Here is a 25,851-nt window from a genome sequence, read left to right as displayed (position 1 = left end):
CTGGCTGAGTCCTGCAATTTCTTGACTGATCTCGAACCCGTGATAGCGTGAGTTTGACCAGATGGTCAAATCAAGACACCAAAAGCGAGCCAAATCGCAAGCAACAGGGAAAAACAAGATGGCAGCTCCGGCGCAGAACCTCAGGATCAATGGCGACAGGTTGTGGGACAGCCTGATGGAGATGGCCAAGATTGGCCCCGGTGTGGCGGGTGGGAACAACCGTCAAACGCTGACGGATGAGGATGCCGAAGGCCGCGCGCTGTTCCAAAAATGGTGCGAGGACGCGGGCTGTTCGATGGGGCTGGACCAGATGGGCAACATGTTCGCGCGTCGCGAGGGGACGGATCCCGAAGCCTTGCCAGTCTATGTCGGCTCGCATTTGGACACGCAGCCTACGGGCGGAAAATACGATGGTGTCTTGGGAGTTCTGGGCGGGCTGGAGATTATCCGCACTCTGAATGATCTGGGGATTAAGACCAAGCACCCGATCGTCGCGACCAATTGGACAAATGAAGAGGGCACGCGCTATGCACCTGCGATGTTGTCCTCAGGCGTGTTCGCAGGGATGCACACGCAGGACTGGGCCTATGATCGCGAGGATGCCGAGGGCAAGAAGTTCGGCGACGAATTGCAGCGGATCGGTTGGCGCGGGGATGAAGAGGTCGGAGCGCGCAAGATGCACGCCTTCTTTGAGCTGCACATCGAGCAAGGTCCGATTCTCGAAGCCGAAGGAAAAGACATCGGTGTCGTTACCCATGGTCAGGGCCTAAGCTGGACGCAAATCACAGTCACCGGAAAGGACGCGCATACTGGCTCGACCCCGATGCCGATGCGCAAGAATGCTGGCCTCGCCATGGCGCGAATTCTTGAAAAAGTAGATGAGATTGCGTGGTCCCATGCACCTCATGCGGTTGGGGCGGCGGGGCATATCGATGTCTTCCCGAACTCTCGCAATGTGATCCCCGGCAAGGTTGTGTTTACGGTTGATTTCCGGTCACCTGAACTGGATGTGATCAAAGATATGGAGGCGCGCCTTCGGGTTGCGGCTGAGGACATCGTGGAAGAGATGGGCCTTGAGATTGAGTTCGAAAAGGTTGGTGGGTTTGACCCGGTGAAGTTTGACGACAGTTGCGTCGCGGCGGTGCGGGATGCGGCCGAACGGCTGGGCTATTCGCATACGGATATCATCTCGGGGGCGGGGCATGATGCGTGTTGGATCAATCGGGTGGCGCCGACGGCCATGGTGATGTGCCCCTGTGTGGATGGGTTGAGCCACAACGAGGCTGAAGAGATCAGCAAGGACTGGGCGGCTGCCGGGGCGGATGTTCTGTTTCATGCGGTCGTCGAGACAGCGGAGATCGTGGAATAGGGGGCGCTGCCCCCGTCGCCCGAGGGCGACTCCCCCGGGATATTTTTAGCCAGATGAAGCAAGCGGCGCAGACCGCAGCAGGGAGATCAAAATGAGCACTGTTATCAAGAACGGGACCGTCGTGACCGCGGATTTGTCCTATAAGGCGGATGTGATGGTCGAAGATGGCGTGATCACTGAAATCGGGATGGATCTGAAGGGTGACAAGGTACTGGATGCGACCGGATGTTATGTGATGCCGGGCGGGATTGATCCGCATACGCATCTGGAGATGCCGTTCATGGGCACCTATTCCAGCGATGACTTCGAAAGCGGGACGCGGGCGGCTTTGGCCGGGGGCACCACGATGGTGGTAGATTTCGCGCTGCCTAATCCGGGCGAAAGCCTGCTGGATGCATTGAAACGCTGGGATAATAAGTCTACGCGCGCGAATTGTGATTATTCGTTCCACATGGCCGTCACCTGGTGGGGCGAGCAGGTGTTTGATGACATCAAGACCGTGATCGAGACGCGGGGGATCAACACTTTCAAGCATTTCATGGCCTATAAGGGCGCGCTGATGGTGAATGACGATGAGCTGTTCGCCTCGTTCAAGCGTCTGGCCGAACTGGGCGGGATTGCGATGGTTCATGCCGAGAATGGCGATGTGGTCGCTGAGCTCAGCGCCAAGCTGCTGGCCGAGGGTAATACCGGGCCGGAAGCGCACGCTTATTCCCGCCCTCCGCAGGTTGAGGGGGAGGCGACGAACCGTGCCATCATGATTGCAGATATGGCGGGGGTACCTTTGTATGTGGTCCATACCTCGTGTGAAGAGGCGCATGAGGCCATTCGCCGGGCCAAGATGCAGGGCAAGCGGGTTTGGGGGGAGCCTTTGATCCAGCACCTGACCTTGGATGAGAGCGAGTATTTCCACCAAGATTGGGATCATGCCGCGCGCCGGGTCATGAGCCCTCCGTTTCGGAACAAGCAGCATCAGGACAGCCTTTGGAACGGGCTGCATTCGGGAACGCTGAGCGTGGTGGCGACCGACCATTGCGCCTTTACGACCGAGCAGAAACGCTATGGCGTGGGTGATTTCACCAAGATTCCGAATGGTACTGGCGGGTTGGAAGATCGGATGCCGATGTTGTGGACCTATGGGGTGAATACCGGGCGTCTGACCCCGAATGAGTTTGTGGCCGTTACATCAACAAACATCGCTAAGATCATGAATTGCTATCCAAAAAAGGGTGCGATACTTGTGGGCGCGGATGCGGATATCGTGGTTTGGGATCCTGAAAAGACCAAGACGATCACTGCCGACGCGCAGCAATCCTCGATTGACTACAACGTGTTCGAGGGAAAAGAGGTCAAGGGCCTGCCGCGCTTTACTCTTACACGGGGCCAGGTTGCGGTTCATGATGGGGAAATTCGTACTCAGGAAGGACATGGTGACTTTGTGGCTCGAGAACCGAACGGGCATGTGAACCGCGCGCTGAGTACGTGGAAGGAATTGACGGCCCCGCGGCCCGTTGAACGGACGGGAATCCCGGCGACGGGCGTGTGATCTGGTTGGGCTGCTTTGGAAGCGGCCCATAACCGAACCTTTTCAAGGCACTGGAATGAATACTGAAAGCACTGCGCAGCCTGTAATAGAGGCGAAACAACTGGATCTCACCTTCCAGACAAACGACGGTCCGGTTCACGCGCTGAAGGACGTGAACCTCACTATCGACAAGGGGGATTTCGTCAGCTTTATCGGCCCCTCGGGCTGCGGCAAAACCACCTTTTTGCGCTGTATCGCGGCGCTTGAGACGCCGACGGCTGGGACGTTGACCGTCAACGGCATGACCCCGGATGAGGCGCGGCGGAACCGGGCCTATGGCTATGTGTTTCAGGCGGCGGGCCTGTATCCGTGGCGGACCATCTCCAAGAACATCAAACTGCCGCTTGAGATTATGGGCTGTTCCTCAGCCGAGCAAGGGGATCGCGTCAAGAAGGTCTTGGAACTCGTTGACCTTGAAGGGTTTGGTGGGAAGTTTCCATGGCAGTTGTCAGGCGGGATGCAGCAGCGGGCCAGTATCGCGCGGGCATTGGCCTTTGATGCTGATATCCTTCTGATGGACGAACCCTTTGGCGCGCTGGATGAGATCGTGCGCGACCACCTGAATGAACAGCTTCTGGCGCTGTGGGCACGGACGGAAAAGACTATCGGGTTCGTGACGCACTCGATCCCCGAGGCGGTCTATCTCAGCACCAAGATTGTGGTCATGAGCCCCCGGCCGGGTCGGATTACGGATGTGATCGACAGCCCTCTGCCCAAAGAGCGGCCTCTGGATATCCGCGACACGCCGGAATTCATCGAAGTTGCCCATCGCGTGCGTGAAGGGCTGCGGGCGGGGCACTCGGATGAATAGTTCTGGTTTCAAAGCGTTCTGGGCGGTTCTTACTGTCCTCGCCGTGATCGTGGCCTTCTGGTATGCGGCGTGTGTTCCGATGAATATCAAAGGGGTTCTGACCGAGCAGGAACGCGCAGGTGCCGAAGTGCAGCCGCCTTCGGCCAAGGATCGCCGGGATATGTCCGAGCTGGGTCTGGTGCTAAACAACAGCTTTGCCATTCCCGCAACATGGGAACAGGATCGCCCCCGTCTGCCCGCACCGCATCAAGTTGCGATTGAGATGTGGGAGACGACGGTTCTGAAGAAGATTACCTCGAAACGGTCGCTGATCTATCACGGCTGGGTGACGCTCAGCGCGACGGTTCTGGGCTTTGCGATTGGAACAGGTTTGGGCATTTTGCTGGCGGTCGGAATTGTGCATAGCCGCGTTATGGATATGTCGGTGATGCCTTGGGCCATTGTCAGTCAAACGATCCCGATCATCGCTTTGGCCCCGATGATCATTGTGGTTCTTTATTCCGTAGGCATTCAGGGGATTATCCCCAAGGCCGTCATTTCGGCTTATCTGAGTTTTTTCCCGGTTGTCGTGGGTATGGTCAAAGGTCTACGAAGCCCCGATGCGATGCAGCTTGACCTGTTGCGCACCTATAACGCCAGTCGGTCTCAGGGGTTCTGGAAACTGCGCCTGCCTGCGTCGATGCCGTACCTGTTCACCTCATTGAAGATAGGTATCGCTGCCTCGCTGGTCGGGGCCATTGTCGGAGAACTGCCGACCGGTGCTGTCGCCGGGCTGGGAGCGCGTCTGCTCGCCGGCAGCTACTATGGTCAGACGGTGCAAATCTGGTCGGCGCTGTTTGCTGCCGCGATATTGGCGGCCTGTCTTGTCGGTTTGCTTGGGCTGATCGAACGGACGGTTCTAAAGCGGATGGGGATAGCGCAATGATGTGGGTTTTGTGTGCAATCCTGCTGTGGCTGTTTGGCTGGTGGCTAAACAGTCGCCTCGCCAGCGGGCCTTATGCGGATACGCGAATGGTTCGGTTCCTTGCACCGTTGATCTTTGGCCTGACGATTATCGGGATTTGGGAACTGGTCGTCCGCGGGCTTGAGGTGCCATTGGTCATTCTGCCGGCCCCGTCGGTCATCGCCGTGCGGTTTGCCGACAGTTTGCCCATCCTGTGGGCTGACTTTGTGCAGACCATCATCAAGGGGGCCTTGAGCGGGTATATTGTTGGGTGCGGCGCGGCCTTCCTGACGGCAATCGCGGTGGATCGCTGGGACTTTCTTCGCCTAGGGCTACTGCCTGTGGGGAACTTCGTGGCAGCCCTGCCGATTGTAGGGACGGCGCCCATTCTGGTCATGTGGTTCGGGTTTGATTGGCAGTCCAAGGCGGCGGTTGTCGTTGTCATGGTGTTCTTCCCAATGCTGGTAAACACGGTCGCAGGGCTGCGCGAGGCGACTGCCATGCAGCGCGATCTGATGGAGACCTATGCCGCAACCTATTGGCAGAGTTTCCTCAAGCTGCGCCTGCCTGCTGCAATGCCGTTTATTTTCAATGGCTTGAAAATCTCTACGACCCTTGCTTTGATCGGTGCTATTGTGGCCGAGTTTTTTGGCTCGCCAACATTGGGAATGGGCTTTCGGATTTCGACCAGCGTTGGTCAGCTTTCGCTGGATATGGTCTGGGCGGAAATCGTGGTCGCGGCTTTGGCCGGAACAGCGTTCTATGGCTTGATGGCGATGATCGAAAAGGCGGTGACATTCTGGCATCCGTCGCAACGTGGATAACAACAAAACCTTAACAGACCCCGAAAACGGGGCATCAACAGCAACTAGGAGACATGAAGATGAAGAAGCTACTTAGCGGGGCGGTCGCCGCCTTTAGTTTGGCAGCCAGTGCTGCACTGGCAGCGGACGAAGTGACACTGCAATTGAAGTGGGTCACGCAAGCTCAGTTCGCGGGATACTACGTGGCCAAGGACAAAGGGTTCTACGAGGAAGAAGGGCTGGACGTCACAATTTTGCCTGGTGGTCCCGACATCGCGCCCACTCAGGTGATTGCGGGCGGCGGTGCGGATGTAACCGTTGAATGGATGCCTGCGGCGCTTGCTGCACGGGAAAAGGGTTTGCCGCTGGTGAACATTGCGCAGCCTTTCAAAAGCTCGGGCATGATGCTGACCTGCTGGAAGGATGCAGGTATTTCCTCGCCCGAAGATCTTAAGAACCGCACGCTGGGCGTCTGGTTCTTTGGCAATGAATTCCCGTTCATGAGCTGGATGAGCCAGCTTGGTATCGACACAGGCGGCAAGAGCGAAACCGGTGTCGAAGTTCTGAAGCAGGGCTTTAACGTTGACCCGCTGTTGCAGCATCAGGCCGATTGCATCAGCACTATGACCTACAATGAATATTGGCAGGTCATTGATGCAGGCGTCAGCCCCGATGAGCTGGTGACCTTCAAATACGAAGATCAGGGCGTCGCGACGCTGGAAGACGGTCTGTATGTTCTGGAAGAGAACCTTAGTGATGATGCATTCGTCGATAAGATGGAGCGGTTCGTACGTGCCTCGATGAAGGGTTGGAAATACGCAGAAGAAAACCCGGATGAAGCAGCGGATATCGTTTTGGAAAATGATGCGACGGGCGCTCAGACCGAAGAACATCAAAAGCGCATGATGGGCGAGATTGCCAAGCTGACCGCAGGTTCGAATGGCGCGCTGGATCCGGCGGATTTTGAGCGGACTGTTGGCACTCTGCTGGCAGGTGGTTCGGACCCGGTGATCACCAAGCAGCCTGATGGTGCCTGGACCCATCAAATTACCGATGCAGCCCTGAACTGAACCTGTTCATTAGAGCAACATTACGCGGTCCCATTCGGGGCCGCGTTTCTTTTTTCAGTGTCGTAAATGTGCGTGTACTTAACCCGAAAATGGCCTAGTATTATCCTGAAATTAGTGGCGTTTAGCGAGTATTTCACACTTGAAGGGAGAATATGCAAGGTTTTGCATCAGAATTCAGCGCAGCGATATCTCTGATCCTTGAAGGCGATTCAGAGCTTTGGGCGATTGTGTTGCTCTCCCTTAAGGTTTCGGTATTTGCGGTGCTGATTTCAGCGTTGATAGGGATGCCGGTTGGGGCGGCGCTGGCCGTTGCACGGTTTCCGGGACGAAGGGTTCTGATCATAGTCATGAACGCTTTGATGGGGTTCCCTCCGGTTGTTGTTGGCCTTTTGGTTTATCTGATGCTGTCACGATCGGGACCGTTGGGCGTGTTGGAGCTACTTTATACGCCGACGGCGATGATCATCGCTCAGGTGGTTTTGGTCACACCCATCGTCGCTGCGCTGACCCGGCAGGTGATCGAAATGCTGGCCGAAGAATACTCGGAACAGTTGCGGTCGCTTGGGGTGTCGCGCCTGGCCTCGGTCCCAGTACTTTTGTGGGACGCAAGGCTGGCTTTGATAACTGCGCTACTGGCCGGTTTTGGACGCGCGATTGCCGAAGTGGGCGCGGTCATCATTGTCGGCGGAAATATCAACCATGTGACGCGGGTGATGACCACGACCATCGCGCTTGAGACATCCAAGGGCAATCTTGCGCTGGCGCTGGCCTTGGGCGCGATCCTGATCGGAATAGCTGTGGCCGTGAATGCGATAGTCAGCACGCTTAGCCTGCGTGCCGAGCAAGAGGGGCTGCGCCATGCGTGATCTGACCCCCGAGATAGTCCGGCGTCTGTCCGTTCGCAATCTTGAGATAGCGCGCAACGGTAAGGCTCTGTTGACGGTGCCGCGTCTGTCTTTGGATGGCCCGGGGCCAACTTTGATCCTTGGCCCGAACGGGTCGGGGAAAAGCCTGCTTTTGCGTTGCCTACATGGGCTGATTGCACCGGATCGGGGGCAAGTCGAACAGGACGGAGCGCCACTTGGTCTGGAACACAAAGCTCGGCAGGCGATGGTATTTCAACAACCCGTTTTGTTGCGGCGATCCGTTGCGGCCAATCTAGATTTTGTTTTGAAGCGACAAGGCGTTCCACGCCGTATCCGCAAAGCCCGGATCGAGGAATTGCTGGGCGAGGGTGGGCTTGAAGGCAAGGCGCGCCAGTCTGCAAGATCGTTATCTGGGGGCGAGGCACAGCGCCTTGCTATCCTGCGTGCGCTGGCGTTGGACCCTGAAACCTTGTTCCTTGACGAACCAACCAGCGCACTGGACCCCGGTGCCACACAAACGATCGAAAGAATGATCCAGCGGGCCTCGAACCGGGGGGTGCGGATCGTCATGGTCACCCACGATATTGGACAGGCGCGCCGCTTGGCCGCTGATATCGTGATGATGCAAGGCGGGCGCGTGGTTGAACATGGGGCCGCCAAACAAGTACTGGATGCACCGGAAAGCGATGCATCGCGCCGTTATCTTGCCGGTGGGTTGGTAACATAATCAATTAGCGGAGATCAGAATGATCCGGAAATTCGTTCGGGCAGCATTGGTAACGCTCGGCCTGACAGTTACGGCAGCCGTGGCCGAAGCACCTTTTATCGTGGTGCAATCAACAACCTCGACGCAGAATTCGGGTCTGCTGGATTATATCCTACCGGGGTTTGAGGCAGAAACCGGGATCGACGTCAGGGTTGTTGCCGTAGGTACGGGGCAGGCGATACGCAATGCGATCAACGGGGATGGTGATGTTTTGTTGGTCCATGCAAAGCCGGCCGAGCAGAAGTTCGTGGCCGACGGATGGGGGGTCGAGCGGTTTGACGTGATGTATAACGACTTTGTCCTCGTCGGGCCAAAATCAGATCCTGCAAAAGTCAAAGGCGGGACAGATATTGCCGCCGCTTTGACGGCCGTATCACGGGCGGAGGCTCCGTTCGCCTCGCGTGGGGACGACAGCGGGACGCACAAGGCAGAACTAGATCATTGGGCGGCAGCAGGGATTGACCCGACCGAGGCGTCAGGCACTTGGTACCGCGAAACGGGGTCCGGTATGGGTGCGACGCTTAATGTCGCCAGCGGAATGGGGGCCTACGCCCTGACGGACCGCGCGACGTGGCAGTCATTCGGGAACAAGGGAAACCTTGATATTCTGGTCGAGGGCGACCCGCGCTTGTTCAACCAGTACGGAGTTATACTGGTTAACCCTGAAAAGCATCCAGGCGTTCGGGCTGCCGCAGGGCTGCGGTTCATTGACTGGTTGATCGGTCCTGACGGGCAGGCTGCGATCGAGTCCTACAAACTAGACGGTCAGCAGCTATTCTTCCCGAACGCGCAGTAAGATCAGCCGCTGGCCCCGTTATGGTGGATCGAGCCCAGCCCTGACAGGTCATATCCACCAAACTCAGCAGCGCGTGTGGCAAACCTGTCGGATTGAACAAAGCTGAGGAGCTTGAGCATAGGCTCATCAAAATAGGCGCGCCGCCAGATGGCAAGGTCCAGCCGTTCACTGTGGGTCGGCACGAACTCAAGATCGTAAAGGCCGGCCAATGCACCAAGGCCAAAACCCGCTTCGGCCTTACCGTCATGCAGGGCGATGGCCAGTTCTTCTTCGGTTCGGGCACAGGTTGGAAGGGTGTCCAGATCATCGCGCGTCAACCCGAGGGTGGCGAGCTGAGTGTCAAACAACCTTTGGCTGGCCGCGCTGTCCTGCCTTAAAATGACATGTCGGCCTTTCAGGTCACCGAACTCTGAAATTCCAGTGACACCGGGGGCAAGAAGCAATCCGCGTTGCCGCTGTGCTATCTCGTATAAGACGACGGGGGCTTCACCCAACTGATCCCGCAAAGCGCCTTCGTTGAACCCGTCATCTTCGTGAATGTGGAGGGCTGCGGCCTGCGCGGTTCGGTCCCGGAGCCGGTTCAAACCGTCGAACGAGCCATCGTAATATGTCGCAAGGCCAGAACCGCTTTCACGCAAGGCCCAATCCAGCAATGGATCATGGCTGCCCGCGACAATCGGGGGCAGGGGCGGTTCAGCCACCTGCGGGCCAGTCCGTGACGCGTTCAACCAGGCGATAACCTCGGCTCGTGGAAACAACAGCTTTCCCATCGCGCGCACACAAGGCACTTCGCCCGAAGAGGCAAGGTCATAGGCTTTACGCTCGCCAATGCGCAGCAGGTCAGCCAGCTCTTTCGTGGTCAGGTATTCGGGCATCTAGTCCAATCGCACGGATGAGCCGGTCCCGGCATCTGCGGCACTGAAACCAAGCTGGCCCAAAGCGTACGGGGCTGCCACGGTAATCACGACCATCGCGGCGACGGCGGCAAGAAAGGCTTTCATGTTCTCCTCCGGCTCAGTTTTCGGGCGCCGTGGCACGACGCAAGAAAGCGATAAGGTCTGTCCTGTCGCTGGGTTGCGTGATCCGCTGCATCGGCATCTTTGACCCCGGAATGTAGTGGTCAGGCCCTTCGTCGAAAAGAGCATTTATCGTTTCGCTATTCCAAACGATATCAGAGTCTTGCAGCGTCTCCGAGTAGAAATATCCCGGCAGCGTACCTGCCTTGCGGCCGAAGACACCGTGCAACGTCGGTCCGGCGCGCCGCTGACCATCGGGTGTCAGGCTGTGGCAGATCGAGCATTTGCGGGCGAATTGGCGTTCACCATTGCCCATTTCGTTTGGGTTTTTCAGAAAGCTGGGTTCGGAAGACGCCATCTTTTCCCGATCTCCAAGATCTGAAACCGGCCAGCTATACATGGCCTCATCAATGCCTCCGGCGTGGATATTGCGGCCATCTGCGGAAAAGGCCAAGGCCCAGACCGGTCCGCGCAGGGTGGCGCGAAAATCCTGTGCAATGCGCCATTCGACTGTGTCGATGACCATGATATAGCCTTCTCCGTCACCCACCGCCAAAAGGCTCCGGTCTGGGCTGAGGGCCAGGGCGAGGATCGGGCGTCGATCCAGGGTAAAATCCTGTTCTTCCCCGGTGGTCAGGTCCCGGATGCGGGTAACGCCGTCAACGGCCCCATATGCGATCCAATTGTCCTGAGAGTTCAGAATAAGCTCGTTGATGCCGAAACCATGCTCTACCAAACGCAAGGTTTCCTGACCTGTGCTCAGGTCCCACACCCGTAGCGCGCCATCCATTCCTGCGGAATATAGTTTCGATCCGTCAGGCGAAAACACCACTGTATTCACACCACTTCCGGTCGGGCCAAGCACCACGGGGGCTGACCCGTCCACCGGCCAAACGCCTATCGTGCGGTCCCAGCTTGCCGTTGCAACATGGGTTTTTGAGGCCGCGATACTGACGATCTTGCCTTGATGCCTCCCCACAACTTCACCACCGGGCCAGCGTCTGAGTGTGAAGTCATCCCCGGCGGAGTAAATGGATGTACCGTTGAACACGACGGAATTCACCGCCGCTTCGTGTCCTTCCAGCCATTCGGGAGTCTGGTCAGACCAAAGACCCACGGAATTGTCGAAACTTGCCGTTGCGATACGCCCGTCAGGTGCCGTGGCTATACCCATGATCGGGCCGCCGTGACCCTTGAGCGTAAAGAACTCCGCCCAGGCGGGCAGGGGTAGCAATACCAGTGCAAAGGCCAGAGCGCGCATTTATTCCGCAGGTGAGGCCGCTGCTTTTCCTGCCTCTTTTTCCTGCACCTCTTCCAGCCACAGGGAATGGTGTTCACGCGCCCATTGCTCCTCGACCTCTCCAGTGCCCATTGCGTCAAATGCGCCTTCCATACCGACAGACCCAAGGTAGATATGTGCGATGATTATGGCGATGAAGATATACGCAACCATCACGTGCCATACCTGCGCATATTGCATCTCTTCTTGCGGGGACATCTGCGTCGGCAGGTCCAGACCCAGCAGTTGGGGCAAGCCCGTTGCATTGGCAACCGAGAAGGTCTTGGCAAATAGCGGCATCTCAAACGGGAAGAGCAGGGACAGACCCGAGAGGCTGATCGAAATTCCCAACAGGATACAGGACCAGAAGATAATCTTTTGACCCGCGTTAAACTTCTTGGCGGGTGGGTGTGATCCCTTGGTGAAAAGCCCTCCGCCTGCGGCCAGCCATTTCAGATCGACGCGGTTCGGGATGTTGTGCGAAATCCAGTTGATAGTGACAATCACCAGCCCGATCATAAAGGCCCAGGCAAGGTTGTTGTGAAGCCATTTGCACCCCTGTGCGATCGTCGCAAATCCTTCCTTGCCAAAAATAGGCATCAGAAAATCTCGACCATAAAGCGTCAGCAGCCCGGTAATCCCAAGGATCAGAAACGACCCGGCAAACAGCCAGTGGCCAAAGCGCTCGAACCCATTGAATCGAAGAACGGTGCGACCCGTTTTTTCTCCGTCGATGCGGATTTTTCCACGGATCAGGAAGAACAGCAGAATGATCGCGGCCATGCCAGCAATGATATAGCTACCATATTCGCGCAGGGGGCCGGTGCGAAAGTTCAGCCACCACATGCCTCCGTCCTGAATAAGGACACTGGCGGCGGGTCCCTTCGAGGATACTGTGACATCGGCCGACCCATAGCGCAGCGCGCGATATACATCGCTGTCGGACGCAACGCCCCGCGTGCCAAGCTGGCCCAAAAGGCCCTCGGCATTTCCTTGACCGGTGTTTTCGGACCGGTACGAGTTATCGACCTTTTCGCCGCGCTGTCTGGCAAGGATGTCCTCTAGCGTGGTTGCCCCGCCGGTCGAGGCGCGTTCGGGCTCCTGAGCTTCGGAAGTGTCCTGCGCCCAAGCGACCCCTGTTAGGAATATCGAAACAAGCAGGAAGTAGATCAGGCGCATTTGGACACCCTCCTGTGGGTTAATGACTTAGCGGTCGAACCCGCCGATCTGTTGGTGAAAGACCGCGCCAACCGGGGATAGGGCCGCACGCAGGTCATCTTTCGCAGGTCCGTAAACTTCAAGTTGCACGGGTGTCAGTAGGGACATGAACCGCTCGGCGAAGTTGGCGCCGAAATTCTGCATATGGATCAGGGCATCGTCAGAGCTGGCGTAACGCTCATAGATATGGATCGCATTGCCGCTCTGGTGCCATTCATAGCTTTTGGCGCCGTTTTCCTGAAGGGTGGCCGCCACCATCTCGGCCATCAGTGCCTCGAAATCAGATTGTTTTTCGGGGTTCAGATCCAGCTTCAGCAGCCAGTAGATATCTTCGGTCATTTCAACTCCGTCACGGTCAAGTCGTACGGCGGAACCAATCAGTGGATGCCGCGCAAAATATTGCGATAGCCCCCGACGTGACGCGGGGACTATCGTTTTGTTTTAAGGCCTTAGCCGTCTTTCTGGTCGTAGGCGGTGCCCCAACCCCACGCGCCCGAGCCAAACCCGCGCGCAACAACGCGCTCGCGGTAGATGGCCGAGACCACGTCGCCGTCACCGGCAAGCAGGGCCTTGGTGGAGCACATCTCGGCGCAGATGGGCAGTTTGCCCTCGGCGATCCGGTTGCGACCATATTTGGCGAACTCTGCGGTCGAGTGCGTTTCCTCGGGGCCGCCGGCGCAGAAGGTACATTTGTCCATCTTGCCGCGCGATCCAAAGTTGCCCGCCTGCGGATATTGCGGCGCGCCAAACGGGCACGCGTAGAAGCAATAGCCGCAGCCAATGCACAGGTCTTTGGAGTGCAGGACGACACCTTCTTCGTTCTGATAGAAGCAGTCGACCGGGCACACCGCCATGCAAGGCGCATCCGAGCAATGCATACAGGCCACCGAGATCGAGCGTTCGCCCGGGTTGCCGTCATTGATCGTTACCACCCTGCGGCGGTTGATGCCCCATGGCACCTCGTGTTCGTTCTTACACGCGGTGACACAGGCGTTGCACTCGATGCAGCGTTCAGCGTCGCAGAGAAACTTTGCTCTAGCCATTCGTTTTCCTCCTTACGCTGCCCAGATCTTGCAGAGAGTACACTTGGACTCCTGCATCTGGGTCACTGAATCGTAGCCATAGGTCTGGGCGGTGTTTGAACTTTCGCCCAAGACATAGGGGTCTGCACCTGCGGGGTACTTCGACCGCAGATCATCCCCCTGGAAATGGCCGCCAAAGTGGAACGGCATGAAGGCCACACCGGCACCGACCCTGTTGGTCAGCATCGCCATCACCTTGACCTTTCCGCCTTCGGGACCTTCGACCCAGACCTGTTGCCCATCACGGATACCAAGGTTGTTGGCATCCCGGGGGTTGATCTCGACGAACATGTCCTGCTGCAGTTCAGCCAGCCACGGGTTTGACCGTGTCTCATCACCGCCGCCTTCATATTCGACCAGACGACCAGACGTCAGGATCATCGGATAATCCTTTGAAAAGTCGTTCTTCTGAATCGAAGCGTAAAGGGTTGGCAGGCGATAGGCCTGACGGTCCTCGTAGGTCGGATAGTCCTCGACCAGATCGCGCCGGTTTGTATACAGCGGTTCGCGATGCAGTGGGATCGGATCCGGGAAGGTCCAGACGACCGCGCGGGCTTTGGCGTTCCCGAAGGGCGCACAGCCATGCTTGATCGCAACCCGCTGGATACCGCCAGACAGGTCGGTTTTCCAGTTGGTCTCTGGTCCCGCAACGGCGTCGATTGCCGCGCGTTCCTCGTCCGTGAGGTCGCCGTCCCAGCCAAGATCCATCAGCATCTGCATCGTGAACTCGGGATATCCATCCTGAATTTCCGATCCAACGCTATAGACCCCTTCGGCCAGCAGGTTGTCACCGTCGCGTTCCACACCGAAACGGGCGCGGAAAGTCAGGCCACCTTCGGCCACCGGCTTGGACATGTCATAGAGGTTCGGTGTCCCCGTATGACCCATTTCCGGTGTTCCCCAGCAGGGCCAGGGCAGGCCGTAATATTCGCCGTCGTTGGGTCCACCAATGGCTTGCAGCGTGGTTCTGTCGAACGTGTGCTGGTTAGCCATATGGCTTTTCAGACGTTCCGGCGACTGACCGGTGTAACCGATGGTCCAAAGACCCGAGTTGAACTCACGCGTGATGCTTTCAACATTCGGCGTTTCCGGGTCTTCCATCTCGATATTGCGGAAGAAACGGTCCGCCCAGCCGAACTTGTTGGCGAACTTGGCCATGATGACCTCGTCCGGCAAACTTTCGAACAGCGGATCAACCACTTTGTCGCGCCACTGCAGCGACCGGTTCGATGCAGTGGCCGAACCACGTGTTTCGAACTGCGTACAGGCAGGCAACAGGTAGACACCGTCGGTGCGGTCATGCAGCACGGCGGAAACAGTGGGATACGGGTCGATTACGACCAGCATATCCAGCTTTTCCATCGCCGTCTTCATTTCCGTCATGCGGGTCTGCGAGTTGGGCGCGTGGCCCCACAGAACCATGGCACGGACGTTGTTGTCCTGATCCATGTTGGCCGGATCTTCCAGAACACCGTCGATCCAGCGGGAAACCGGGATGCCACGCTCATTCATGAGCGGCTTGTCCTTGCCTTCCTTGTCCTTGATCGTGGCGAACTGACCTTTCAGCCAATCCAGATCTTCACCCCAGACACGGCTCCAATGGCCCCATGCCCCTGCGGACAGGCCGTAATAGCCGGGCAGGGTGTGGGACAGAACACCAAGGTCCGTCGCGCCCTGCACGTTGTCATGGCCACGGAAGATGTTGGTGCCACCACCCGAGGTGCCCATGTTGCCCAGCGCAAGCTGAAGAACACAGTAGGCGCGGGTGTTGTTGTTGCCGTTGGTGTGCTGTGTGCCGCCCATGCACCACACAACGGTGCCGGGACGGTTGTTCACCATGGTCCGTGCGACGCGGCGTAGCTGAGAGCCGGGCGTGCCGGTGACGCGCTCAACCTCATCCGGGTTCCACTTAGCAACTTCCTCGCGGATCTGGTCCATGCCCCAGACACGGGTGCGGATGAACTCTTTGTCCTCCCAACCGTTGTCGAAGATATGCCACAGGATACCCCAGACCAGAGCGACGTCGGTGCCGGGGCGGAAACGGACATATTCATCCGCATGGGCCGCGGTTCGCGTGAAACGCGGGTCGCAGACGATCAGAGGGGCGTTGTTCTGCTCTTTCGCACGCAGGATATGCAGCAGCGAGACGGGGTGCGCCTCGGCCGGGTTACCACCGATGATAAAGATGGCCCGGCTGTTGTGCATGTCGTTATACGAGTTGGTCATGGCGCCGTAGCCCCATGTGTTCGCAACGCCCGCAACAGTGGTCGAGTGGCAGATACGGGCCTGATGGTCCACGTTGTTCGTGCCCCAGTAGGCAGCGAACTTGCGGAACAGATAGGCCTGTTCGTTATTATGTTTCGCGGACCCCAGCCAGTACACGCTGTCCGGACCGGATTCCTGACGGATGTTCATCATGCCGTCGCCGATCTCGTCGATCGCCTGTTCCCAGCTGATGCGCTTCCACTCTCCGCCTTCCTTTTTCATCGGGTATTTAAGGCGGCGCTCGCCATGGGCGTGCTCGCGGACCGAGGCCCCCTTGGCGCAGTGTGCACCCAGGTTGAACGGGCTGTCCCAGCCGGGTTCCTGCCCGACCCATACACCGTTCTGCACTTCGGCAACGACGGTACAACCGACCGAGCAGTGAGTGCAGACGGATTTGATATTCTCAACGGCAGTGTTGGCCGCTGTCTGGGCACTGGCTGGCGTCACGGTTCCACCCGTGGCGCTGATCGCGGCAAGGCCGCCGATCGTCAGGCCCGAGCCACGCAGGAATGCGCGGCGATCGACGGTTTTCTCGCCGACCTGGGACAGGATACTTGTCCGCTGGGGGCGTCTCGCAACCCCGTTGGTCTTTTTCCTAAGCATTTCTTTCCTCCCTTGCTGGCCATGTAAGCCATGGCTGGCTTGGTACTGTTGGTGCCGACGTCAGGGCCAATCGCAACCGTCAGTCGGGTGTGACGTCGTCCGGCTTAGAACCGGGCGCTGTCGAGATAGGCGCGTGTGTGCGCTGTGTCCTGCATCCGGGTTTCGTCCGTCGGCAGCTCGGCTGCTTCGGCTTTCCCGGTCAGGCTGGCGGCGGCTACGGCAGCGGGCGCTGCGGTTCCGGCCAGTTTGAGGAAGTCGCGGCGCGTTGCGCCTTCTTCCTTGGTCTTGCTCATGGGCTCCTCCTGTCCCAATTGCGGTTTGATGCCCATCGGGCACCGGCGAGCGGCGGGTTACGCCGACATTCGGAAGGCTTCGCGCTCGATCTCCATAAAGACCCGACCGGCAGTACCGACCGAGGCATAAAGAACCGAGTTCTCGGCGCCTTCCAAATCTGAATAGAAATGCGTGGCCCAGGGGCCAATGTGCTTGTTCCAGAACGCTTTCTGGTCGTCCAACGTAGCAGGCGGTCCGAAACGCCCGACGATCATGCCCGACATCATCTCCATCAACGAGGCGATGTTGTCTTCTGGTTCAAACACGTTCTGCGCGCGGGTTATCCCACGCGCGGCCATGTCATTGCGAAGCTGGGCCAAAGGTTTTTCGTTCAGGAAACCTGTCAGGTAGTAACTTGCATAAGGCAGCAACTCTCCGCGTCCCAAACCGATGAACAATGCGTTGAACTCGCGCTCGGCCGCTGCGGGCTTGGTGACCTTTGCCACCCGTGCCATTGCCTGAACGGCCTGACCCAGATCTGTATCATCCCCGCTGAGGCCCACCACCTGATCCAGCAGCAACTGATCCGGTGGACCTGACAAAAGCAGACCCAAAAAATTGTAGAAATCCGCGCGCAGGCGATCCTCGGCCGAGACATCCATCTGTTGCGCTTCATTTGCGGTCATTCGGTCATCCTTCGAATTCAAATTTCATACGGCGCGGGGCAGGGGCCAGTTCGACCTCGTCCGGCTCATCAAGTTCTATTTCGGCCGCCATCAAAACGGGTTCCGCATCGGGCGTGCCGGTTTCTTCCAACTCGATCTGAGGTTCTTCAGCCTCGCTCTCGTCTGCCTCGGTCTCGTCAGCCTCGGCCTCGTCAGCCTCGGCTTGGGCGGCCAATGCTTCGACATGAGCCAGCATTCCCTTACCGACCTGATAAGCGGTCTGCAGATTTTCGATGACACAGGCCGCGTCTGTGTAATCCTCGCCATAGTCAACAAGCCCGTCGACATTGGCCAGAACCGGGTTCAGCCGCCACAGCCGACGCAGTGCACGGCGACGCAGGCGGTCAGGCACAGCTTTGGCCATAAAGCCCGACACGTCATCTCCGGCCTGCAAATGATCGGGATCGGGCAGATTGAACTCGGCAAGAATTTCGGCGTCTGTCTTTTCTTCCAGTTCGGCCTTTTGCGCAGAAATTGCCTGTTCCTCGGCAGTCAGCAGTTCGGCATCGGCTTCGGCCTGAACAGCAGCCTTGCGGCGGGACCAGAAATCGCGCGCTTCGGTCACTGCAGAATCCTCCGCGGGGCACGGTAGACATCCGAGGTTTGCCGTATGCGTGCATCGCCCTTGCCACCTTCGACCAGATCAGTGCGTTTTTTGTCTCGCTTGCGTTTGACGAAGACCTCATCGCGGTGATGTTCCAACGCAAAATCCCGAACCCAGGCAATCAATCCTTCGGTCATCGGGATTTTTTCGACAATCTCTTCTCCGGTATCCGCATAGTCCTGCCCCTCGAACGGGGATGCGGTGACCAGAACTGCGTCCATCGGGCGCTTCCCATCCAGCGCATCACGCAAAACCAAATAGATCGACGGTTGCCCGTCCGACAGGTTCACCATGTAGGCTTCTGTTTCATCTGCCCAGAGGGTCAGTGGCAAGGTGGCGGCATGGTATTCAATGGCCTCACCTTCGCGTCGCATTTCAAGCCAATCAGCCGGTCCCGCACCGGGCAGAACGGCAACGGCGCGCCAGTTCCATTTGGCCCAGCGGGTTACACCGGGTGTTTTGCGCACGACGACGCCAATTGGCATTTCGATCTGGCTTGCGGCCTTCGCCACTTAATCCTCCCCGGAAGGCTCTCCCCTGCCTTCCCCTCGGTCCACTATGGTACACAAAATAGCTCTGTGCCAAGCCCGACATCTACGACCTTAGTCGTAGACCGTGATCGCAAGTTTGCGAGGAACCCTTGGGATGCCTTGGTTTTAAGGCTTGAATGGGATCATAAACCTGCACCCAACCGTTTTTGAGGTGGGGTTTACATTGCCAGTTTGGGAATACAGCCTACTGTGCTGAGAAAAGGCGCGACGTCCGGGGAGGGGATATGAGCACCAAAATACTTCTTTGTGACTGCGCGGGGTCTCAATCCATTGACGCCGAAAAGCTGGCGTCGGCCTGTGATGTGGCGTGCTCAAAGGTTCACACCGCCCTATGTACCCGTGAGATCGAAGCGGCGGCTGCGTTAATGCAAGAAGGCGACACACTTATCGCCTGCGGGCAGGAGCAGGACGTATTTCGTGCGCTAGCGGAAGAATTGGAATTGGATGCGCCGGGGTTCGTCGACCTGCGGGATCGTGCAGGCTGGTCCGAGCAAGGGAAAGATGCAGCGCCCAAGATGGCCGCCCTTGCGGCCGAGGCTTTGTTGCCCCAGCCCATAACGCCAAGTATGGATGTTTTCAGCGAAGGGACCTGTTTTATTATCGGACCCGGAGCTGTCGCTTTTGACGTGGCCGAGCGGTTGGCAACCGCGCTAGCCGTCACAGTTTTGGTGACGGACGACGCCGAACCAATGTCGCGCGCCTACGACGTTGTTCGGGGGCGCATCAAATCGCTGAATGGGGCATTGGGCGGGTTCACCCTGTCGATGGACGCCTTGCAGCAACTTGAACCCGGTGGGCGAGGTGCCTTTGCCTGGAGCGAGCCGCGCGATAAGGCTAAATCGTCCTGCGACATCGTATTGGACCTTACGGGCGGGACCCCGTTTGTGCAGGCCCCCGCCAAACGTGAGGGGTATCTGAGTGCGGACCCTAAGGATGCTGCCGCCGTCGAACGGATGATGTTCGACGCCGCGCAATTGGTCGGCACGTTTGAGAAACCTCTTTACGTTCGGGTTGAGGAAAGCCTTTGCGCACATTCCCGGGCCGAGCAGGTCGGGTGTACGAATTGCCTGGACATCTGCCCGACCGGAGCAATCACTCCGGCAGGTGAGCATGTGGCAATTGACCCGATGATTTGCGCGGGATGCGGAGCGTGCGCAGCACTCTGCCCATCGACCGCAATCACGTATGAAGACCCGCCTGTATCGGCCTTGCTGTCGCGGATGCATATCCTTGCGCGGACTTATCGCCGGGCCGGAGGGCAGGCCCCTCGGCTGCTGGTCCACGATTCACATGGGGCGGAAATGATCCGGCTTGCCGCTCGTTTCGGCAGGGGTCTGCCGTCAGATGTAATTCCGATCGAGTTGGCTGTGATTTCCGGTTTTGGTCATGCCGAAATGCTGGCTGCCCTGGCACACGGATTTGCACGGGTTGATGTCGTTCTTGCACCGACAACGGAACGGGACGCATTGGATCGTGAGCTTGAACTGGCGCAGGCGATTGCCGGAATTGGCGCGCTTGGTCTGATTGACGAGGCAGACCCGGATGCGCTGTGCGACGCGTTGTATGAACAAAACGCCCCGGTTCCGCTGGCTGATCCGGTTCTGCCGCTTGGCAACCGCCGGCAGATTGCGCGGCTGTCAGCTCAGGCCCTCAGTCCACAAGCTGAGGCACCGTTGCCATTGCCCGAAGGCGCGCCCTATGGTGCCGTTGCGGTCAACACCGACGCCTGTACCTTGTGCCTGAGTTGCGTGTCGTTGTGCCCATCCGGAGCATTGATCGACAACCCGGACAAGCCGCAGTTGAACTTTCAGCAGGACGCCTGTCTGCAATGCGGGATGTGCAAAACGATCTGCCCCGAGAACGCGATTACGCTTGTTCCGCAACTGGACCTCAGCGATGCGGCCCTGTCTCAGCAGGTGTTGAATGAGGAAGAACCCTTCGCCTGTGTCGAATGCGGGGCGCTGTTCGGGGTCAAATCGACAGTCGAGCGTATCATGGAAAAACTGTCGGGCACGCACCCGATGTTCGCAACCTCGGACAAGGCGCGGATGATCCAGATGTGCGACAACTGCCGCGTGAACGCGCAGTTTCAGCAGACGGACAACCCCTTCCAGTCCAATCCGAAGCCAAAGGTCGTCACCACCGACGACTATTTTTTAAAAAGAAAGGATCACTGAAGCTGAAGCGGCGCGCCAAGATCGGCGGCTTTTATGACGGATACGAAAGCCAAAATAGCCTCCAAGTCATCCAGCGTCATTTCGACAGGATGGATGGGGGACGGGCGTTCAGGATCGAACGGAGCAGTCAGCCCTTCAATTTGCGTGAAGGCCGGATGGGGGTTGAGGGCAAAAAACGCCTCAAACCGTTCAGACCAGTCAGGCATCGCGCGCAGCACCGCAAAAGATGGGGTAGAGCCCAGACCGTTCATTCGGTTCCTGGGGCCGATCACGTGGCACCGCCCGCAATGAGTCATCGACAGTTCTTCGCCCAATGCTGCATTGCCGTCGATTACGGTTTCCTGCTGAACGGCGGCGACCTCAAAGCTGGCAGAAAACGGCGGGCCGCTGTTGGGGCTGAACCCTTCCACGGTGCGTTTGCCGATATCCGAAAGCAGCCAGTCACGGAACCTTTCGTGTTTGGCGTCATCTTGGATACGCAAGTGGTAAATTACGCCGTTCCGGGCAAAGACAGGATCGCCCGGCGGTTCCGCCTCCAGAACAAGAACGCCTGTGTCATCCGTAATAACGCGTATCCCGGTCTTGAGAGAGAAGCGCGGAAGGATATGTTGCAACAGACCAGAGTCTGTAACCTCTGTGGGGGCAGCAAGTCCCAACGCCTCTTGCGACCAAGAGGGGGTAGCGGAGAGCGTCAGGCTCAGGCACAAAAGGACACGGCGCATGGCAGCAGCCTAAGGGCACCGCCCCGGATGCGTCAAATAAACAGAAAGAGACAAAGACACATGGTAGGTCAACTAAGTGGGTTTTCGGCATGAGCGTGCGTGACGCGGTTCTGGCGAACCTGAAGAAGATCACGGATCCTGTTTCCGGACAGGATATCGTCAGCGCGGGTGTTGTACGTGCACTGAATGTCGAAGGCGATAGCGTCAGATTTGTTCTGGAAATCGACCCGAAACAGGCCGAGCGGATGGAGCCGGTTCGCGCTGCTGCGGAACAGGCCGCGCAGATGGTGGACGGGGTTGCCAAGGTTTCGGCGCTTATGACCGCGCATTCGGACAAGGCACCGCCCGATCTTAAGCCCAAGCCCAAACCGTCGCAGACCGGACCGCAAGCTGTGCCGGGTGTTGACCGGATCATTGCCGTGGCGTCGGGCAAGGGGGGCGTCGGTAAATCCACTGTTTCCTCAAACTTAGCCTGCGCACTTGCAGCGGAAGGGCGACGTGTTGGCCTGTTGGATGCTGATGTGTATGGCCCGTCGCAACCCCGGATGCTGGGTGTTTCTGGTCGTCCTGCCAGCCCAGATGGAAAGACGATCCTGCCGCTGCGCAATCACGGCGTCACCATGATGTCGATGGGATTGATGACGAACGAAGGTCAGGCGGTTGTTTGGCGCGGGCCGATGCTGATGGGCGCACTGCAACAGATGATGAACCAGGTGCAGTGGGGTGCGCTTGACGTACTGATCGTCGACTTGCCGCCGGGTACCGGTGATGTCCAGCTAACGCTGAGCCAGAAGTTCAAGGTGGATGGGGCGATCGTTGTGTCGACTCCGCAGGATGTTGCCCTGATCGACGCCCGAAAGGGGATCGACATGTTCAACCAACTCAAGACACCGATCGTCGGGATGATTGAGAATATGTCCACTCATATCTGTTCGAACTGCGGGCATGAGGAACACGTGTTCGGTCACGGTGGCGTTGCCTCCGAAGCCGAGTCGCTGGGTGTTCCGTTGTTGGGGGAAATTCCCTTGCACCTGGACATTCGGGTCGCGGCGGATGGTGGAGCCCCCATCGTGGTCAGTAAACCCGACAGCCCTCAGGCCGAGGCATTCCGCAAGATTGCCCGCGACCTGATTGCCAAGGGCAACGTATGAGCGAACCGGTCTTTCCCCCATTGCTGACGGGTCACCCAGTTCAGGGCGGAGAGGACCCGTTCCAGCGTGCTCAGGCCATGGCCGCGCTGGGATGTGATGCGGGAACAGTGGTCTACAACATCCAGGCCGACCGCCTGCGGGTTGCCATTGTCTTTGCGCCCGAAGTTTCCTTGCAGGATGCAATGGCTATGCTGCCGCTTTGTTCGGTGGGATTCCAGAATGCGCTGGGTGCCTTGGCCCCGCCCGAGGTCGCGGTGCATCTGGATTGGGACGGACCGATCCGCGTGAACGGCGCCACGTGCGGTGTGTTTCACGTCGCGGCATCAACTAACGCGCCGGATGAGGAGCCGGATTGGTTGATTGTTGGTTGGGAACTGGCTTTGCTGCAAACCAGCGACGCGCCGGGCGAAAACCCAGATATAACAGCACTTTATGACGAAGGGTGTGCCGAAGTCACGGCGCCCCAGTTGGTCGAAAGCTGGTCGCGCCACACGCTGACATGGCTCAACCGCTGGCAAGAGGACGGTAACGCGTCGCTCCATGCTGAATGGATGGGTCTATTGCGTGGGGTTGGTGAGCCTTATGGCGATAAGGGCGTTTTTCTGGGAACGGATGAAAGATTCGGTATGCTGATCCGAGATGGGTCAGACACACACCTGGTGCCGCTGACGGAGTTACTGGAGAACGGATGATGAAACTGGCCCGAGCCATCCATTTCGATGAAAGCGACTTGAATGTGTTTCACTCTCCGGCCCGAACGGGTGAGTGGTGCATTTCCGGTGGGTTCGAGTTCTCGAACTGGGGCGAAGGCGATCTTGAAGGCAAGGCACGGCAGGCTTTTGCAAATGGGTGGTTGGGGCTGGAAACCTTTGGTCGTGTGACTTTTGTTGCCGTCACGCAAATTGAACAGGCCGAGATTGATCAGATCACCCGGAACCTTGCTGAACACTTCGTTCACCTTTACGGGGCACCATCCGTCGATGCGGCGTTGGACGTCGCGCGGTCTGAAATCGCGCACATGAACGAACTGTGCGAAGAACACGCGCCCAATACGTTGCTGACGGTTGCCCGTGAATTGTCAGATACAGGTGTTCATGAGGCGTACCGGATAATCACGCCACAAGAAACGCAGCTTGAAGCATTGGCCGTTCACGGCTCGCTTGACGACTGACGCCTAAAGCAGGTCGGCGAAACCGCCAAATTGACCGCGTTTGAAGATCAGGCCTTTACCAGTGCGATACATGACTTTTTCGACCAGACCCACAAGGATCAAGTGATCCCCCGCTTCGTGACAGGCGTGCAGGTGACAGTCGAACCGCGCCAGACAATTCTCCAGTTGCGGGCGGCCGATATGGTCAGAAACCCAATCCGCATGCGAGAAGTCCTCGCCATTCCGCGCGAATTTCACGGCCTGTTCCTGTTGTTCCTCGGCCATCACGTGAATGGAATAGTGCCGACAATCCTTGAACGCATCGTATCTGTTCGAGTCCTTGGCCAGACACCACAACACGAGAGGCGGGTCCAAAGACACGGATGAGAACGAATTCACCGTGATTGCCCGCGGCCCCTGTGCCGTATTGGTGGTTACAACGGTTACACCTGTGCCAAAGCACCCCAAGGCCTCGCGGAACGCGGTGCTTTGGTCTGTCGTTGGTGTAAAGGTGTTTTCCGTCATCTTCCGCTCAATCCGTGGCCGCGCATCAGGTGCCACGGCATGTGGGGATTGTCCACGAAAAGCTGAGTCTGCGGCGTATTTTTCCCGCTCAGTTCAGGTCTTCCAGCAGTCGACCGTGCTGACGCGTTGCTTCGATCACCGCCCCAAACGTGTTCATCCCGCGCGCCTGTAGCATCGGCAGCATTTTGACGAGGGCTTCAGCCGTCGCCACCGCATCACCTAGTGCCGTATGGCGCAGTTCAACCGGGATGGTGATGTCTAGCCTGTCGCACAAAGCATCCAGCGTGTGTTTGTCGCTGGCACCGAACAGCACGGCCGACAAAAGAACTGTATCAAGTATCGGGTGGTTCCAATCCACATCCATCCGTTTCGCGTGCCGTCGCAGGAACGCCATGTCAAACGGTGCATTATGGGCGACGATGACCGCATCACGCGCGAATTTGTGGAATACGCGCCCGGCTTCCGTGATGTCCGGCGAGTCTTGGACCATCCGGTCATTGATCTTGTGCACTTTGGTCGAAGCCGGCGGGATGGGTATGCCGGGGTTCACCAGTATATCAAGGTTTTCACCTGCAACGATGCGCCCATTCACAACCCGGACTGCTCCGATCTGAACGATCTCATCCTTATGCGGTAAAAGCCCCGTGGTTTCGGTATCGAATACAACAAAACACAAGTCCCGCAACGCCTTGGAGTCAAACTCGGTGTCAGTGTCAGAGTTCAAAAGGTCAAAATCATACACAAGTGGTCGGGCTGCCTCGGGCGAAATGTTGGCCGCGCTGTCTTCGAGGATCAACATATATCCCGGCGCATCCCCCAGGGGTTTCATCCGGGCAGAAAATGTTTGCGTTCCGTCGATACTCGTAAGGTCGCAGATGACTTCCCGCCCTGTTTTTGCCAAGGCAGCATAGGCGTCTTCCAACGGGCGCGGCTTCAAGTATTCAAACAGCGACGAATTCAAGCGGGGGTGGGCGATTTGCGCCAGAACTTGCGCGGCCTGTCCGTCGTACAGAACGATCTTATGCGTCGGACTTGCCAGAACCATGGCAACCGGAATTTCGGTCAGAAGAGCGGTCAGCCTTTGCTTTTCGGCAGCCAGATGAGCGGTTTCGGCAGCGACAGCTTCGGCGACACCCATGGTTTTTTCCGACAACTGACCTGCCAACCCGGCGGCGGCCGGGGCCAGATCCCCAAGATACCTTGCGGCCTGAACGTCCATGTCGGTGCTGACCCCCGCATGGGCCCGGGCACGCAGTTCAGCCGAGAGCCGCTCAATCGGTTTTGCGACGTTGTCGTCGAACAACAGCCAAACCGCGACGATCAGAGCGACAAATCCGAACGCCATGAGGATTTCCGCAAAGACAAACGCATTGATAAGTTCTGGGTCAGCGATGCGCTGATAACTGACCCACAGCGCGGTCGAACTAACCGCCAGGCCACCAACAGCCAGCAGGCAGAAAAACAGGAAAATGCGCAGGCGCAGGCTTAGCCGGATCAGCAT

27 protein-coding genes are annotated in these 25,851 nt (G+C 58.0%); 13 read left to right on the top strand and 14 right to left on the bottom strand.

The features are described 5' to 3' along the window. Window positions 1-118: 118 nt before the first annotated feature. The 9 genes from GOV88_RS02375 to GOV88_RS02335 all read left to right on the top strand — a co-directional run bounded on the left by GOV88_RS02375 (window position 119) and on the right by GOV88_RS02335 (window position 9,009). Window positions 119-1,369, top strand: coding sequence for a Zn-dependent hydrolase (locus tag GOV88_RS02375; protein ID WP_171239428.1), 1,251 nt, complete (start codon window positions 119-121; stop codon window positions 1,367-1,369). A 91-nt stretch (window positions 1,370-1,460) separates the two neighbouring features. Then, window positions 1,461-2,915, top strand: a complete 1,455-nt coding sequence (hydA, locus tag GOV88_RS02370; RefSeq protein WP_171239427.1) for a dihydropyrimidinase — start codon at window positions 1,461-1,463, stop codon at window positions 2,913-2,915. A gap of 55 nt (window positions 2,916-2,970) precedes the next feature. After that, on the top strand, window positions 2,971-3,765 hold the full coding sequence (locus tag GOV88_RS02365; RefSeq protein WP_171239426.1) for an ABC transporter ATP-binding protein: 795 nt from the start codon (window positions 2,971-2,973) through the stop codon (window positions 3,763-3,765). Continuing rightward, window positions 3,758-4,690, top strand: coding sequence for an ABC transporter permease (locus GOV88_RS02360; protein ID WP_171121142.1), 933 nt, complete (start codon window positions 3,758-3,760; stop codon window positions 4,688-4,690). The genes GOV88_RS02365 and GOV88_RS02360 overlap by 8 nt, the downstream gene beginning before the upstream one ends. Further along, on the top strand, window positions 4,687-5,532 hold the full coding sequence (locus GOV88_RS02355) for an ABC transporter permease (protein ID WP_171239425.1): 846 nt from the start codon (window positions 4,687-4,689) through the stop codon (window positions 5,530-5,532). The genes GOV88_RS02360 and GOV88_RS02355 overlap by 4 nt, the downstream gene beginning before the upstream one ends. A 59-nt stretch (window positions 5,533-5,591) precedes the next feature. Beyond that, window positions 5,592-6,581 (top strand): ABC transporter substrate-binding protein, encoded by a 990-nt coding sequence (locus tag GOV88_RS02350; RefSeq protein ID WP_171239424.1) that lies wholly within the window; start codon window positions 5,592-5,594, stop codon window positions 6,579-6,581. 152 nt (window positions 6,582-6,733) lie between these two features. Then, window positions 6,734-7,447, top strand: a complete 714-nt coding sequence (locus GOV88_RS02345; RefSeq protein WP_171210617.1) for an ABC transporter permease — start codon at window positions 6,734-6,736, stop codon at window positions 7,445-7,447. Then, window positions 7,440-8,174, top strand: a complete 735-nt coding sequence (locus tag GOV88_RS02340; RefSeq protein ID WP_171239423.1) for an ATP-binding cassette domain-containing protein — start codon at window positions 7,440-7,442, stop codon at window positions 8,172-8,174. The genes GOV88_RS02345 and GOV88_RS02340 overlap by 8 nt, the downstream gene beginning before the upstream one ends. Window positions 8,175-8,193: 19 nt before the next feature. Beyond that, on the top strand, window positions 8,194-9,009 hold the full coding sequence (locus GOV88_RS02335; protein ID WP_171239422.1) for a substrate-binding domain-containing protein: 816 nt from the start codon (window positions 8,194-8,196) through the stop codon (window positions 9,007-9,009). Window positions 9,010-9,011: 2 nt separating this feature from the next. Here GOV88_RS02335 and GOV88_RS02330 read toward each other — a convergent pair whose 3' ends face one another. The 11 genes from GOV88_RS02330 to GOV88_RS02285 all read right to left on the bottom strand — a co-directional run bounded on the left by GOV88_RS02330 (window position 9,012) and on the right by GOV88_RS02285 (window position 18,586). Continuing rightward, window positions 9,012-9,884 carry a helix-turn-helix transcriptional regulator gene (locus tag GOV88_RS02330; protein ID WP_171239421.1) on the bottom strand — a complete coding sequence of 291 codons (873 nt, stop codon included), beginning with the start codon at window positions 9,882-9,884 and terminating at the stop codon, window positions 9,012-9,014. Further along, window positions 9,885-10,010: a hypothetical protein gene (locus GOV88_RS20585; RefSeq protein WP_256367661.1), complete on the bottom strand. Its 126-nt coding sequence runs from the start codon at window positions 10,008-10,010 to the stop codon at window positions 9,885-9,887. It abuts the gene before it with no gap. 13 nt (window positions 10,011-10,023) lie between these two features. Further along, window positions 10,024-11,286 (bottom strand): c-type cytochrome, encoded by a 1,263-nt coding sequence (locus GOV88_RS02325; RefSeq protein WP_171239420.1) that lies wholly within the window; start codon window positions 11,284-11,286, stop codon window positions 10,024-10,026. Then, the gene (locus GOV88_RS02320; protein WP_171239419.1) at window positions 11,287-12,483 is read right to left on the bottom strand and encodes a formate dehydrogenase subunit gamma; all 1,197 of its coding nucleotides are present in this window, start codon (window positions 12,481-12,483) and stop codon (window positions 11,287-11,289) included. 27 nt (window positions 12,484-12,510) lie between these two features. After that, a complete protein-coding gene (locus GOV88_RS02315; RefSeq protein ID WP_171121151.1) occupies window positions 12,511-12,861 on the bottom strand; it encodes a putative quinol monooxygenase in 351 nt (116 codons plus the stop codon). Between the two features lie 110 nt (window positions 12,862-12,971). Then, entirely contained in the window at window positions 12,972-13,565 is a 594-nt protein-coding gene (fdh3B, locus tag GOV88_RS02310) for a formate dehydrogenase FDH3 subunit beta (protein ID WP_037307340.1), read from the bottom strand. Between the two features lie 12 nt (window positions 13,566-13,577). Next, the gene (locus tag GOV88_RS02305) at window positions 13,578-16,472 is read right to left on the bottom strand and encodes a formate dehydrogenase subunit alpha (RefSeq protein ID WP_171239418.1); all 2,895 of its coding nucleotides are present in this window, start codon (window positions 16,470-16,472) and stop codon (window positions 13,578-13,580) included. A 104-nt stretch (window positions 16,473-16,576) separates the two neighbouring features. After that, window positions 16,577-16,765 (bottom strand): ubiquinol-cytochrome c reductase iron-sulfur subunit N-terminal domain-containing protein, encoded by a 189-nt coding sequence (locus GOV88_RS02300; protein WP_039530250.1) that lies wholly within the window; start codon window positions 16,763-16,765, stop codon window positions 16,577-16,579. 57 nt (window positions 16,766-16,822) lie between these two features. Continuing rightward, a complete protein-coding gene (locus GOV88_RS02295) occupies window positions 16,823-17,431 on the bottom strand; it encodes a molecular chaperone (RefSeq protein WP_171239417.1) in 609 nt (202 codons plus the stop codon). A gap of 4 nt (window positions 17,432-17,435) precedes the next feature. Further along, window positions 17,436-18,035 (bottom strand): DUF3306 domain-containing protein, encoded by a 600-nt coding sequence (locus tag GOV88_RS02290; RefSeq protein ID WP_171239416.1) that lies wholly within the window; start codon window positions 18,033-18,035, stop codon window positions 17,436-17,438. Beyond that, a complete protein-coding gene (locus GOV88_RS02285; RefSeq protein WP_171239415.1) occupies window positions 18,032-18,586 on the bottom strand; it encodes a DUF3305 domain-containing protein in 555 nt (184 codons plus the stop codon). The genes GOV88_RS02290 and GOV88_RS02285 overlap by 4 nt, the downstream gene beginning before the upstream one ends. 263 nt (window positions 18,587-18,849) lie before the next feature. On the opposite strand from GOV88_RS02285, the gene GOV88_RS02280 reads away from it, so the two are divergent. After that, entirely contained in the window at window positions 18,850-20,802 is a 1,953-nt protein-coding gene (locus GOV88_RS02280) for a 4Fe-4S binding protein (protein WP_171239414.1), read from the top strand. Here the strand turns inward: GOV88_RS02280 and GOV88_RS02275 are convergent. Beyond that, entirely contained in the window at window positions 20,796-21,524 is a 729-nt protein-coding gene (locus GOV88_RS02275; RefSeq protein WP_171121157.1) for a cytochrome c, read from the bottom strand. The genes GOV88_RS02280 and GOV88_RS02275 overlap by 7 nt on opposite strands. Window positions 21,525-21,613: 89 nt before the next feature. On the opposite strand from GOV88_RS02275, the gene GOV88_RS02270 reads away from it, so the two are divergent. The 3 genes from GOV88_RS02270 to GOV88_RS02260 are packed head-to-tail and all read left to right on the top strand — an operon-like array spanning window position 21,614 to window position 23,846. Continuing rightward, on the top strand, window positions 21,614-22,675 hold the full coding sequence (locus tag GOV88_RS02270) for an Mrp/NBP35 family ATP-binding protein (RefSeq protein ID WP_171239413.1): 1,062 nt from the start codon (window positions 21,614-21,616) through the stop codon (window positions 22,673-22,675). Next, complete coding sequence (locus tag GOV88_RS02265; protein ID WP_171134776.1) at window positions 22,672-23,367, top strand: biotin/lipoate--protein ligase family protein; 696 nt, start codon at window positions 22,672-22,674, stop codon at window positions 23,365-23,367. Before GOV88_RS02270 ends, GOV88_RS02265 begins: the two co-directional genes overlap by 4 nt. Next, window positions 23,367-23,846, top strand: coding sequence for a DUF6505 family protein (locus tag GOV88_RS02260; protein WP_171239412.1), 480 nt, complete (start codon window positions 23,367-23,369; stop codon window positions 23,844-23,846). Before GOV88_RS02265 ends, GOV88_RS02260 begins: the two co-directional genes overlap by 1 nt. Window positions 23,847-23,849: 3 nt before the next feature. On the opposite strand, the gene GOV88_RS02255 is transcribed toward GOV88_RS02260, so the two are convergent. Further along, window positions 23,850-24,350, bottom strand: a complete 501-nt coding sequence (locus GOV88_RS02255; RefSeq protein WP_171239411.1) for a flavin reductase family protein — start codon at window positions 24,348-24,350, stop codon at window positions 23,850-23,852. Between the two features lie 88 nt (window positions 24,351-24,438). Beyond that, a complete protein-coding gene (locus GOV88_RS02250) occupies window positions 24,439-25,851 on the bottom strand; it encodes a 3'-5' exonuclease (RefSeq protein WP_171239410.1) in 1,413 nt (470 codons plus the stop codon).

It is taken from the genome of Ruegeria sp. HKCCA5491, from assembly GCF_013034565.1.
GTDB lineage: Bacteria > Pseudomonadota > Alphaproteobacteria > Rhodobacterales > Rhodobacteraceae > Ruegeria.
This window is presented reverse-complemented; position numbering and strand designations above follow the sequence as displayed.

Coding starts and splice junctions, on each gene's coding strand:
- GOV88_RS20585 (WP_256367661.1), bottom strand. CDS start 10,010: ATGAAAGCCTTTCTTGCCGCCGTCGCCGCGATGGTCGTGATTACCGTG.
- GOV88_RS02325 (WP_171239420.1), bottom strand. CDS start 11,286: ATGCGCGCTCTGGCCTTTGCACTGGTATTGCTACCCCTGCCCGCCTGG.
- GOV88_RS02255 (WP_171239411.1), bottom strand. CDS start 24,350: ATGACGGAAAACACCTTTACACCAACGACAGACCAAAGCACCGCGTTC.
- GOV88_RS02300 (WP_039530250.1), bottom strand. CDS start 16,765: ATGAGCAAGACCAAGGAAGAAGGCGCAACGCGCCGCGACTTCCTCAAA.
- GOV88_RS02260 (WP_171239412.1), top strand. CDS start 23,367: ATGAAACTGGCCCGAGCCATCCATTTCGATGAAAGCGACTTGAATGTG.
- GOV88_RS02360 (WP_171121142.1), top strand. CDS start 3,758: ATGAATAGTTCTGGTTTCAAAGCGTTCTGGGCGGTTCTTACTGTCCTC.
- GOV88_RS02350 (WP_171239424.1), top strand. CDS start 5,592: ATGAAGAAGCTACTTAGCGGGGCGGTCGCCGCCTTTAGTTTGGCAGCC.
- GOV88_RS02250 (WP_171239410.1), bottom strand. CDS start 25,851: ATGCTGATCCGGCTAAGCCTGCGCCTGCGCATTTTCCTGTTTTTCTGC.
- GOV88_RS02375 (WP_171239428.1), top strand. CDS start 119: ATGGCAGCTCCGGCGCAGAACCTCAGGATCAATGGCGACAGGTTGTGG.
- GOV88_RS02295 (WP_171239417.1), bottom strand. CDS start 17,431: ATGACCGCAAATGAAGCGCAACAGATGGATGTCTCGGCCGAGGATCGC.
- GOV88_RS02340 (WP_171239423.1), top strand. CDS start 7,440: ATGCGTGATCTGACCCCCGAGATAGTCCGGCGTCTGTCCGTTCGCAAT.
- GOV88_RS02305 (WP_171239418.1), bottom strand. CDS start 16,472: ATGCTTAGGAAAAAGACCAACGGGGTTGCGAGACGCCCCCAGCGGACA.
- GOV88_RS02320 (WP_171239419.1), bottom strand. CDS start 12,483: ATGCGCCTGATCTACTTCCTGCTTGTTTCGATATTCCTAACAGGGGTC.
- GOV88_RS02345 (WP_171210617.1), top strand. CDS start 6,734: ATGCAAGGTTTTGCATCAGAATTCAGCGCAGCGATATCTCTGATCCTT.
- GOV88_RS02365 (WP_171239426.1), top strand. CDS start 2,971: ATGAATACTGAAAGCACTGCGCAGCCTGTAATAGAGGCGAAACAACTG.
- GOV88_RS02335 (WP_171239422.1), top strand. CDS start 8,194: ATGATCCGGAAATTCGTTCGGGCAGCATTGGTAACGCTCGGCCTGACA.
- GOV88_RS02265 (WP_171134776.1), top strand. CDS start 22,672: ATGAGCGAACCGGTCTTTCCCCCATTGCTGACGGGTCACCCAGTTCAG.
- GOV88_RS02270 (WP_171239413.1), top strand. CDS start 21,614: ATGAGCGTGCGTGACGCGGTTCTGGCGAACCTGAAGAAGATCACGGAT.
- GOV88_RS02330 (WP_171239421.1), bottom strand. CDS start 9,884: ATGCCCGAATACCTGACCACGAAAGAGCTGGCTGACCTGCTGCGCATT.
- GOV88_RS02280 (WP_171239414.1), top strand. CDS start 18,850: ATGAGCACCAAAATACTTCTTTGTGACTGCGCGGGGTCTCAATCCATT.
- GOV88_RS02275 (WP_171121157.1), bottom strand. CDS start 21,524: ATGCGCCGTGTCCTTTTGTGCCTGAGCCTGACGCTCTCCGCTACCCCC.
- GOV88_RS02355 (WP_171239425.1), top strand. CDS start 4,687: ATGATGTGGGTTTTGTGTGCAATCCTGCTGTGGCTGTTTGGCTGGTGG.
- fdh3B (WP_037307340.1), bottom strand. CDS start 13,565: ATGGCTAGAGCAAAGTTTCTCTGCGACGCTGAACGCTGCATCGAGTGC.
- GOV88_RS02315 (WP_171121151.1), bottom strand. CDS start 12,861: ATGACCGAAGATATCTACTGGCTGCTGAAGCTGGATCTGAACCCCGAA.
- hydA (WP_171239427.1), top strand. CDS start 1,461: ATGAGCACTGTTATCAAGAACGGGACCGTCGTGACCGCGGATTTGTCC.